A 10,478-nucleotide genomic window follows, 5' to 3' on the forward strand; every position below is an offset into this window, starting at 1 on the left:
CGTTGCACCAGGACAAGCAGCGCGCACACCTGACCGAGAACCCCGCACACACAGCAAACCAGGCCGCCTCGGACCGCCATAGCGTTGCATCGTGACTCATCTACTACCGAGCAGGACCAACGAAGGAGGCTGTTGATGTTCTCGTCTGTCTCATCGTCACTGTTGTGGCGTGGACTGCTGGCCGTCGCGATCGGGGTGGTCTCCGTCGCTTGGCCCAATGTCACCGTCGGCGCGATGGTGATCCTCTTCGCGGTGTACGCCTTCATCGCGGCAGTTGTGGACGGTGCCCGCGGGTTCACCGGCCGCAGCGCCGGCCCGGTGATCGGCTACCTGTTGCTAGCGGTGCTCGACGTCGTCGCAGGCATCGCCGCGCTGGCGTGGCCCGGCATCACCGCGCTCGTGCTGACGATCTGGATCGCCGCGTGGGCGTTCGTCACCGGTGTCATCGAGGTCGCCATGGCCTTCCGCCGCGGCGAGTACGCCGGGGAGCGGGCGATGTGGGCTCTCACCGGACTCGTCTCGATCGCCCTCGGCATCGTGCTGGCGATCAGGCCCGACATCGGTGCGGTCAGCCTGGCCACGGTCTTCGGCCTGTTCAGCATCGTCTACGGCATCTCCACGCTGGTTCTGTCGGCACAGCTCCACAAAGCCGGAACAGCCACGCCGCCGCTGGCCCACCCCGCCAGCTGACCTCCCATGACCGATCCTTCTGAATGGGACCTGTGGGGTCCGTACCTCAGCGAACGCCAGTGGGGGACCGTCCGCGAGGACTACAGCGCGGACGGCTCCGCCTGGACGTACCTGCCGCACGACCATGCCAGGTCGCGGGCGTACCGATGGGGCGAGGACGGTCTGGCAGGCTTCAGCGACCGCGAGCAGCGACTGTGCCTGGGGATCGCGTTGTGGAACGGACGTGACGCGATCCTCAAGGAGCGGCCGTTCGGCCTGACCGGACCGGAGGGCAACCACGGCGAGGACGTCAAGGACTACTGGTGGTACCTCGACGCGATCCCGAGCCACGCGTGGAACCGGTGGCGCTACCACTATCCGCAGGCCGAGTTCCCGTACGCCGACCTGGTGGCCGAGAACGGCAGGCGTGGCCACCACGACCCGGAGTACGAACTGCTCGACACCGGCGTGTTCGACCAGGACAGGTTCTGGATCGTCGACGTGACGTATGCCAAGGCGAGCGAGACGGACCTGCTGATGACCGTACGGGTCACGAACGCCGGCCCGGAGCGCGAGGTGGTGCACGTCCTTCCGACGGCCTGGTTCCGCAACACCTGGGCCTGGGACCCGGACGCGCAGCGCCCGAAGCTCGCCGCGATCGGGAACGCCGTCGTCGGCATCACGCACCCCGTGCTCGGCGAGCTCGAGCTGCTCACCGCGCCGGCCTCTGACGGGACCATGCCGTCTCTGCTGTTCTGCGAGAACGAGACCAACACCAGCCGCCTGTACGGCGTGACGTCACCGACGCCGTATCCGAAGGACGGCATCAACGATCATGTCGTGTCCGGCGCGGCCACGATCAACCCGGCACGAGCCGGTACGAAGTGCGCCGCCTGGTACCGCCTTTCCATCGCCCCGGGCGCCACCGTCGAGCTCCGGCTGCGACTGCGGCCCACGGCGTCGAGCTCCCATCCACGGACCGCGCTCGGAACCGACTTCGACCAGGTGATGACCGCCCGCCAAGCCGAAGCCGACGACTTCTACGCCGAGCTGACCCCGCCGGCGGCGACACCCGACGAGGCGATGGTGATGCGCCAGGCGTTCGCCGGTCTGTTGTGGAGCAAGCAGTTGTACGCCTTCGCCGTGTCCCGCTGGCTCGACGGGGATCCCGGACTTCCGCCACCACCGGACGCCCGGCGTACCGGCCGTGACCACCGGTGGCGCACCTTCGAGGCCTTCGACATCATGTCGATGCCGGACAAGTGGGAGTACCCGTGGTTCGCGGCCTGGGACCTGGCGTTTCACTGCGTCGCGCTGGCTCATGTCGATCCCGGGTTCGCGAAGAACCAGTTGCTGCTGATCTGCCGGGAGTGGTTCCAGCACCCGAACGGCGCGCTACCGGCGTACGAGTGGGACTTCGGTGACGTCAACCCGCCGGTCCAGGCCTGGGCCGCGCTGGAGGTCTTCGCGATCGACGGTGGCCGCGACCTCGACTTCCTCAGCCGGGTGTTCGACAAGTTGATGGTGAACTTCACCTGGTGGATCAACCGCGAGGACGCTGACGGGTCGAACCTGTTCGAGGGTGGGTTCCTGGGGCTGGACAACATCGGCCCGCTGGATCGTTCGCATCTGCCGGTCGGCGGCCGGCTGGAGCAGGCCGACGCTACCGGGTGGATGGCCGGCTACGCGTTGTCGATGGCCACCATGGCGGCGATCCTGTACCGCACCGGCCAGCGCCCGGGACTGGACCTGACGCTCAAGTTCCTCGAGCACTTCGCCGGCATCCGCAACGCCCTGGAGCAGCAAGGTCTGTGGGACGACACCGACGGAATCTTCTATGACCGCCTGGTCACACCGAGCGGTACCACGGTGCCGCTGAAGGTGCATTCGATGGTGGGGATCATCCCGATGCTCGCCGCGGCCGTCGTCGACGAGCGGACGCTCGACGACGCCGTTGCCATGGGCAAGCAGTTCTCCAGGTTGCTCGGCCGTCATCTGCCGGATGATCCCGAGCCGCTCACGACGGCCGGACTGTTGCGGGGGGAGCCGGGGGACCGGCGGCTCCTGCTGGGAGCCGTCGGCGTGGACCGGGTCACCCGGCTGTTCCGCAGGTTGTTCGACCCGGACGAGTTCTTGTCGCCGTACGGGCTGCGGTCGCTGTCGGCGTACCACCGCGATCACCCTTACACGGTTGACGTCGAGGGAATCCAGGCGACCATCGACTACGAGCCCGCCGAGTCCACCACGGCGATGTTCGGCGGCAACTCGAACTGGCGGGGACCGGTGTGGTTCCCGCTGAACTACCTCGCGGCCGGCGCGCTGGAGCGCTACGGCAGGTTCTTCGGCGACGACTTCACCGTCGAGTATCCGACCGGCTCCGGGCAACTGCTGACCCTCGATGCCGTCGCCGCTGATCTGTGGGCCAGATTGGCGTCGATCTTCGAGGTCGGTCCGGACCGTCGGCGGCCGTGTTTCGGCTGGGTCGAGCGCCTCCAGTACGACCCGAACTGGCAGGACAATCTCATGTTCAACGAGTACTTCCACGGCGACAACGGGGCCGGCCTGGGCGCCTCCCACCAGACCGGGTGGACCGGATTGGTTGCCGATGTCATCCGTCGCCGGCACGGGGTCGTGTCGTCCATCGACGACGTCATCCTGCGCTTGGAGAGCGGGCAGCAATGAGCGCCTCCACCGTGCTGCCCGGATCGCCGTCCCCGCTCGGCGCCACCCTCCAAGCCGACGGTACGAACTTCGCGGTCGTGTCCGCCGCCGACGGCGTCCTGCTCTGTCTGTTCGACGAGGACGGGAACGAGACCCGGATCCCGCTGCCGGAGCGAGACGGTGAGGTCTGGCACGGATTCGTCCCGGGGATCGGAGCCGGCCAGGCCTACGGATACCGGGCCAACGGACCGTACGAACCAGGTCGCGGACTGCGCTGCAATCCGGCGAAGCTCCTGCTCGACCCGTATGCGCGGGCCTTCGACGGCGAGGTGCGATTCGGACCGGAGGTCCTGGGGCATGTCGTAGCGAATGAGGGCGTCGCGAGCACGCTGGACTCGGCGGCGTTCGTACCGCGCAGTCTGGTCGTCGACACCTCTTTCGCGTCGACCGGTGGGCCGAAGCCCCATCACTCGGACGCCGACACGGTGATCTACGAGCTTCACGTCAAAGGCTTCACCGCGACGCATCCCGCCGTACCGCCGGAGCTTCGCGGCACGTACGCCGGGCTGGCGCATGACGCCGCGATCGGACATCTGGTCGACCTAGGGGTCACGACGGTCGAGCTGCTCCCGGTCCACCAGAACGTACCGGAAGCCTTCCTTGTGGAGGGCGGTCTGACGAACTACTGGGGCTACAACACCATCGGGTACCTCGCTCCGCATTCCGGCTACTCCGCCGCGGTCCGGGCCGGGAGGCCAGGCGGGCAGGTCGCCGAGTTCCGGGACATGGTGGACACCCTGCACTGCGCGGGGCTCGAGGTCATTCTCGATGTCGTCTTCAACCACACCGCCGAAGGCAACCAATTGGGGCCGACCCTGTCTCACCGCGGGTTGCACAACCCCGCCTACTACCGGCTCGACCCGACCGACCTACGCCAGTACGTCGATACGACCGGGACCGGCAACTCGCTCAACGCAGGGAGCCCGGTGAGTCTGCAGCTCATCATGGATTCGTTGCGGTACTGGCTGCGCGAGATGGATGTGGACGGGTTCCGGTTCGACCTGGCGCCGACCCTGGCCCGTCAGGACGGCGGTTTCGACCGGGTGTCGGCGTTCTTCGATCTCGTTGCCCAGGACCCCATCCTGTCGCGCGCCAAGCTGATCGCCGAGCCGTGGGACGTCGGACAAACGGACAGCTACGACCTGGGTCGGTTCCCGGCGCGATGGAGTGAGTGGAACGGCCGGTACCGGGACGCGATGCGCGACTTCTGGCGCAGCCACGACGGGTTGATCCCCGAGTTCGCCGCCCGCCTCAGCGGCTCGTCCGACCTGTACGCCGCTGCCGGCCGCCGCCCGACCGCTTCGATCAACTTCATCACCGTCCACGACGGCTTCACCTTGGCCGATCTCGTTTCGTACAACGCCAAGCACAACGACGCCAACGGTGACGACAACCGCGGCGGTACAGATGACAACCGCTCGTGGAACTGTGGCGTCGAGGGTCCGGCCACCGATCCGTCGATTGTCGAGCTGCGGGCCAGACAGCGCCGGGCGATGCTGACCACGCTGATGTTGTCGCTCGGTGTGCCGATGCTGCTCGGCGGTGACGAGCTCGGCCGCACGCAAGGCGGGAACAACAACGGCTACTGCCAGGACAACGAGATCAGCTGGTTCGACTGGTCGACGCCGGACGAGGAGCTGCTCGGCTTCACCAGGAAGCTGGTCGGGCTCCGCCGAGCACATCCGGTGTTCCGGCGCCGCCGCTTCCTCACCGGCGTCGAGACCAACGAGCTCAGCTGGTACACCCCGGCCGGGACGCGGATGACCACGGACGACTGGCGCGATCCCAACGCCCGCTGCATCGCGCTGTACCTCGACGGCGCGGACGATCCGGACATCGCCGAGGACGGTACGCCGCTCGTCGACGACGACTTCCTGCTCCTCGTCAACGCCTGGTGGGAGCCGCTGGAGTTCGTCGTACCGGCCACCCGTGCCGACCAGGCGTGGGAATCGGTGGTGGACACGTACGAGCCGGCCGCTGTCGCCGCGACAAAACGCTACGCCGCCGGCGATGGCATCACGCTCCAACCACGATCGATCGTGGTCCTGCAGGGGCGAGCGCGTCGTACCGACCTCAGCTAGAAGGCCTTGTTCTACGGGCTTTCCGCAGCCGGTCAGCGGCAACTCCGATGTTCTGGCGGAACCTGCGACAGAGGATCGAAGTGTCCGATGAACCAAGTTGAAGGAGGACGTCATGTCCTGGAACGACGATGTGGTAGCCAACGTCAGTGACGAGCTCTTCTGGGATCCGAAGGTGGACAGCGCGGCGATCGCCGTGTCCGCGGACGGTGACACGGTGACACTTCGTGGCACCGTCGGCAGCCTGCGGGAGAAGCGGGAGGCCCGGAAGGCGGCTCAGCGGGTCTTCGGGGTGAACTGGGTCGACAACCAGTTGAAGGTGCAGTTGCTGGACGGCGAAGGCCGCTCCGACTCCGACCTGCGCGGCCTGGTCCTGCAGGCTCTGATGCTGGACAGCCTCGTACCGGCGTCGGTCGATGCCAAGGTGACGGACGGTTTCGTCACGCTGACCGGCACGGTCGACTGGCAGTACCAGCGCGACGAGGCGGATTTCGTGGCCTCGAGCATCGCCGGCGCCCTCGATGTCTTCAACGAGATCGAGCTCACGCCGCCGCTGCCGAGCGCCACGGACACGGAGGAGTCGATCAAGAAGGCCTTCCAGCGCAACGCCACGCTGGATGCCGAAGGGCTTCGGATCTCGACCCTCAACGGTGCCGTCACCGTCAAGGGAACGGTCAAGTCGTGGGCCGAGCGCGACGAGGCGATCGCCGCCGCCTGGGCGGCGCCCGGCGTCACGTCCGTCAGCGACGAGCTGACGATCAAGTACTGACCCACCCACCAGGCACGGGCGACCTCACGACGTCGCCCGTGCCTGGACGCTTCTCTGGCAGGTCTCGGCACGAGGAGCAAGGGGGAGTGCACGCACAACACAGTTGTCTCCGGGGGCCGCACCTAGCGTGGAAGTCATCAGCACTTACCGGCCGGATCGTCTGGCCGAGACCCCGATCCTCAGGAGGAGATATGACTGACAAGGCTTTGGCTCTGACCGTCAAGGACGAGCTGTTCTGGGACCCGAAGGTGGTGGACAGCGAGGAGATCGCGGTGTCCGCCGAGGACGGAACGGTCACGCTGCGCGGGACCGTCGGCAGCTTGCGGCAGAAGCGGGAGGCCAAGTCGGCCGCGGAACGGGTGCACGGCGTCGTGTTCGTCGAGAACGACCTGTCGGTACGGATTCTCACCGAGAGCCGTCGCCTCGATGCCGACGTCCGCGGTGATGTACTGCAGGCGATGCTGCTCGACTCCCTGATCCCGGCCAACGTCGACGCCAAGGTGCAGGACGCGTACGTCACCTTGTCCGGCACGGTCGACTGGCAGTACCAGCGGGACGAGGCGGCGTTCGTCGCTGGCAACATTCTCGGCGTGCTCGGCGTCGACAACGAGATCGTGGTGGACAGTGCCGCCCGCACGATCACCGGGGTCACGGACGCCATCCAGAGCGCGTTCAAGCGGGACGCCAAGATCGACGCCGACAATCTCTCCGTGGCGACCTCGAACGGAACGGTGACGCTGAGCGGCAGCGTGCGCTCCTGGTCCGAGCACGACGCGGCCGTCGCGGCTGCCTGGGCTGCCCCCGGGGTCACCACAGTCAACGACCGGCTGACCGTCTCGTACTGACCTTCTCTCATGCAGACTCTCTCAACGGGAACAGTGGTGCGGCACCCGTCCGCCACCGCTGAGCGTCTCGCGGAGCACGCCTCCCGGCTTGCCCGCAGGACCGAAGCGCTCGAGGATCATGCCGCACTGCTGGCGCACGAGGTCAAGTCGTCGCTGCTCTCCGCCCTGCACAGCGATGACGTGCGCCGCGGCGTGATCAACGCGATCGAGCTGGTCGACTCGATCCTGGAGGCGGTGCAGGCCGAAGGGGACACCGGCGACAGCTCGGCGCTGACAGTGGACTGTGTCCGGCAGGCGGTTGCCGACAGCAAGCGTCGGATGGAGGTCATCACAGGGCCGGTCGAGGATCTGCCGATCCCGTCAGGCGTGCTCCGGCTCGTGCTCAGGAACCTGGTGGCCAATGCGGCCGCGGCCGGTGCCCGCCGCATTCACATCTGGTCCCGGACGCAGAGCGATCGCAGCATCCTCGTCGTCGAGGACGACGGGATCGGGCCGATCTCGAGCAGCGGCTACGCGACGGGTACACGGCTCGGTCTCACCCTGTGCCGCCGGCTGGTCGCCCGGTTCGACGGCGTCATCGAGCTCGAGCCCCGAACCGTCGGCGGATCCCGCGCCACGGTCATCATCGGACGGCGCGGATGATCCGCCTCCTGCTCGTCGACGATCACCGGCTGATCCGTGCGTCGCTGCGGGCCCGACTCGATCGCGAGCCCGACCTGACGACCGTCGGCGAGGCGGAGACTGTCCCGCAGGCCATCCAGGCGGCCCGCACGCTGCAACCCGATGTCGTCCTGCTGGACCTGGTGCTGCCGCGGCAGAGCGGGGCCGACGCCATCCAGGATGTCCTCGGGGAATCTCCGTCGACGAGGATCCTCGTCGTCTCGTCCTTGGCTCAGCCGACGTCAGTACGGCGGGCGCTGGCTGCCGGCGCCCACGGCTACGTGCCCAAACGGGCGTCCGACACCGAGTTGATCGAGGCGATCCACCGCGTCGCGGCCGGTGAGCGGTATGTCGACCCCGATCTCGGTGCCCAGTTGGTGATCGCCGACCGCGTACCGGCACTCGAGCCGATCTCGGACCGCGAGCGCGATGTCCTGTCCCTGCTCGCCCTCGGCCATACGAATTCCGAGATCGGTAAGGAGCTCTACATCTCGGTGCGGACTGTGGACACACACCGAGCTCACATCATGCGAAAGCTCAAGCTGGCGACCCGGGCCGAACTCGTTCTGTTCGCTCTCGCCCATGGCCTGATCGGCGCGACCTGACCAGACGGCCTCAGGCTCGGCCGGAGGATAGGAGGCGCAGTTCGCGGGCGCGCTGGACGGCCGAGGATCGGTCGGTGGCGGCGAGCTTGGTGTAGATGCGGCGGATGTGAGTGTTGACGGTGTTCGGGGAGACCGAGAGCTCGGCGGCGATCTCGGGCCGGGTGAGGTTGGTCGGCAGGTAGCGGAGGACGCGCAACTCGCTGGGGCTGAGATCCTCGGACGGTCCGGGTACGGCGGCGTGGTTGGGGTCGTCGCCGTGGACGGCGTCGAGGATGTCGGCGACCAGCGCGGCGTGCGACGTACCGTGCGACGGCAGCTCTGTGAGCAGCTCGCGGGTGCCGGTCAGGACGAAGGGCAGGATCAGCCGGTCCGGTTCGGCCAGGTGCAGAGCCTGCTCGACGGCTGCCCGCATCGCGTGCTGGTCGCCCAGCTCCCGGCAGGCCAGCGCGTCCAGCAGGTGGGCCTCGATGAGGGCGAGGTTCACCGGCGCACCGGCCTCGAGCGCGGGTCGGAGTTCGCGCCGGGCGCCGGCGGGGTCCTGCTCGGTAAGGCGGAGCACCGCGGCCGCGGTGCGGATCTCACTGGCGGTGGCCAGCTCGGCGTCGACGGAGCCGAGGGTGGCCCGCGCTTGGTCGACGTTCCCGAGGCGGGCCTGGGTGGCGATCGTCCAGCCGGTGATCCGGGACGTCAGTGCGTGCATGCCGGCCATCCCGGCACGCACCTGTCCGGCGGCGACGAGTTCCGCGAGTGCGTCGCCGTGGCGGCCGCGCGCCGCCTGGAGGACCGCGGAGATCAGATGGATCACCAGGCGGATGCCCGGCTCGCCGCCGGCCTGGGTGGCGCGCCTGGCGCGCTCCAGCCATTTCTCGCCGTGGTCGAACTCACCTGTCCAGATGAGGATGCCCGCGAGCGTCGCCTGCGCGGGGGCGATCACCGGTTCGGTGTCCCAGCCGTGCCGCGCAGCCTCCGCGATGGCGTCTTCGGCATGCTGGCGGGCTTCGGCGAAGGAGTGGCCGGCGGCGGCGAATCCGAGGTGGGCGAGGCACGCGACCTTCAGATACGGCCGCCCGATGTCGCGAGCGAGGGAGGCGCCTTCCAGCAGGTGCTTCTCGCTCTCCGTTAGCCGCAGCGACCACGCCTCGGTGACGCCGAGGTTCAGTAGCGCGATGGCCCGCAGGTCGTTGCCCAGGGCCACGTCCGTGGTGGACTCGCCGACAGTCGCGGGCAGGGCGTCCACTTGCTCGAACACGCTGTCGAGGTGACCGCGCAGCCGCGCCGACAGCAGGTCCAGAGACGCGATGGCCATCCGCAGGCGGTGCTGACGGTCGGGTGGCGTCGTCGCGGCGTACGCCCGGACCACGTCGAGGTGCGCGTCGACCTGGTCGAGATGGAGTTGCTCGAGGTCGGCGATCGCGTGGACCAGGGCCAGCCCGGGGGAGTCGTCGCCGATCCGGGTGGGGAAGGTGCGCAGCAGCATCGCCACGGTCCCGGCCTGACCGTCGAGGGTGAGGCTGAGGGCGTGGTCGGTGAGTAACTGGGCAGCGTCCGTCCAATCTCCGGCGGCCTGCAGGTGACGGATGGCCTCGGCGATGTCGGCGTGGTCGGCGAGCCACCGCGCGGCGATCCGGTGGAGGTTCGGGACCTCGCCGGGGACGGTACGGCGCAGCTCCAGCCGGAGCAGGCCGCTGAACATGTGGTGGTAGCGGAACCAGGTGCGCGCGGGATCGAGTGACAGTACGAACGCGTTGGCGTCCTCCAGCTCCAGCAGGATCCGTTCCGATCCTTCCGCGCCGGTGAGCAGATCGGCCAGCTCGCCGTTGACCCGGTCCAGCAGGGAGGTGCGCAGGAGCAGCCGTTGCACCTCTGGCGGTTGCCGGTCCAGCATCTCCGCCATCAGGTACTCGGCGACCGTGCGATCGCTGCCGGAGAACTCGGCGACGAACTGCTCCGGATGTGGGTGCCCGACCAGGGAGAGGACGGCCAGCCGTAGCCCGGCCGCCCAGCCCTCGGTCCGCTCGTACAGCGTCGTCACCACCGGGTCCGGCAGCTTGATTCCGGCGGCGGTGAGGATCTCGCGAGTTTCGTCCTCGGTGAAGCGCAGTTGCGCGGCGCGGATCTCGGCCAGCTGTCC

8 protein-coding genes are annotated in these 10,478 nt (G+C 68.3%); 7 read left to right on the forward strand and 1 reads right to left on the reverse strand.

What is annotated here, in order from left to right; all coding sequences use genetic code 11:
- Nucleotides 1-135: 135 nt before the first annotated feature.
- The 7 genes from VFG33_RS13590 (at nucleotide 136) to VFG33_RS13620 (ending at nucleotide 8,347) form a co-directional block, all read left to right on the forward strand.
- Nucleotides 136-690, forward strand: a complete 555-nt coding sequence (locus VFG33_RS13590; RefSeq protein ID WP_325026180.1) for an HdeD family acid-resistance protein — start codon at nucleotides 136-138, stop codon at nucleotides 688-690.
- 6 nt (nucleotides 691-696) lie between these two features.
- Entirely contained in the window at nucleotides 697-3,351 is a 2,655-nt protein-coding gene (locus tag VFG33_RS13595) for an MGH1-like glycoside hydrolase domain-containing protein (protein ID WP_325026182.1), read from the forward strand.
- Nucleotides 3,348-5,471, forward strand: coding sequence for a glycogen debranching protein GlgX (glgX, locus tag VFG33_RS13600; RefSeq protein WP_325026184.1), 2,124 nt, complete (start codon nucleotides 3,348-3,350; stop codon nucleotides 5,469-5,471). The genes VFG33_RS13595 and glgX overlap by 4 nt, the downstream gene beginning before the upstream one ends.
- Before the next feature lie 112 nt (nucleotides 5,472-5,583).
- Nucleotides 5,584-6,237, forward strand: a complete 654-nt coding sequence (locus VFG33_RS13605) for a BON domain-containing protein (protein ID WP_325026186.1) — start codon at nucleotides 5,584-5,586, stop codon at nucleotides 6,235-6,237.
- A 191-nt stretch (nucleotides 6,238-6,428) separates the two neighbouring features.
- Complete coding sequence (locus VFG33_RS13610; protein WP_325026188.1) at nucleotides 6,429-7,082, forward strand: BON domain-containing protein; 654 nt, start codon at nucleotides 6,429-6,431, stop codon at nucleotides 7,080-7,082.
- Nucleotides 7,083-7,091: 9 nt separating this feature from the next.
- The gene (locus VFG33_RS13615; RefSeq protein WP_325026190.1) at nucleotides 7,092-7,724 is read left to right on the forward strand and encodes an ATP-binding protein; all 633 of its coding nucleotides are present in this window, start codon (nucleotides 7,092-7,094) and stop codon (nucleotides 7,722-7,724) included.
- Nucleotides 7,721-8,347, forward strand: a complete 627-nt coding sequence (locus tag VFG33_RS13620) for a response regulator (RefSeq protein WP_325026192.1) — start codon at nucleotides 7,721-7,723, stop codon at nucleotides 8,345-8,347. The genes VFG33_RS13615 and VFG33_RS13620 overlap by 4 nt, the downstream gene beginning before the upstream one ends.
- Before the next feature lie 10 nt (nucleotides 8,348-8,357).
- On the opposite strand, the gene VFG33_RS13625 is transcribed toward VFG33_RS13620, so the two are convergent.
- A partial coding sequence (locus tag VFG33_RS13625; RefSeq protein WP_325026195.1) for a winged helix-turn-helix domain-containing protein occupies nucleotides 8,358-10,478 on the reverse strand: 2,121 nt, incomplete at its 5' end.

It is taken from the genome of Kribbella sp. (assembly GCF_035687465.1).
Lineage (GTDB): Bacteria > Actinomycetota > Actinomycetes > Propionibacteriales > Kribbellaceae > Kribbella.

Bases quoted from the DNA above. Each gene is read 5' to 3' on its own strand.
- VFG33_RS13590 (WP_325026180.1), top strand. From the start codon at position 136: ATGTTCTCGTCTGTCTCATCGTCACTGTTGTGGCGTGGACTGCTGGCC.
- VFG33_RS13595 (WP_325026182.1), top strand. From the start codon at position 697: ATGACCGATCCTTCTGAATGGGACCTGTGGGGTCCGTACCTCAGCGAA.
- glgX (WP_325026184.1), top strand. From the start codon at position 3,348: ATGAGCGCCTCCACCGTGCTGCCCGGATCGCCGTCCCCGCTCGGCGCC.
- VFG33_RS13605 (WP_325026186.1), top strand. From the start codon at position 5,584: ATGTCCTGGAACGACGATGTGGTAGCCAACGTCAGTGACGAGCTCTTC.
- VFG33_RS13610 (WP_325026188.1), top strand. From the start codon at position 6,429: ATGACTGACAAGGCTTTGGCTCTGACCGTCAAGGACGAGCTGTTCTGG.
- VFG33_RS13615 (WP_325026190.1), top strand. From the start codon at position 7,092: ATGCAGACTCTCTCAACGGGAACAGTGGTGCGGCACCCGTCCGCCACC.
- VFG33_RS13620 (WP_325026192.1), top strand. From the start codon at position 7,721: ATGATCCGCCTCCTGCTCGTCGACGATCACCGGCTGATCCGTGCGTCG.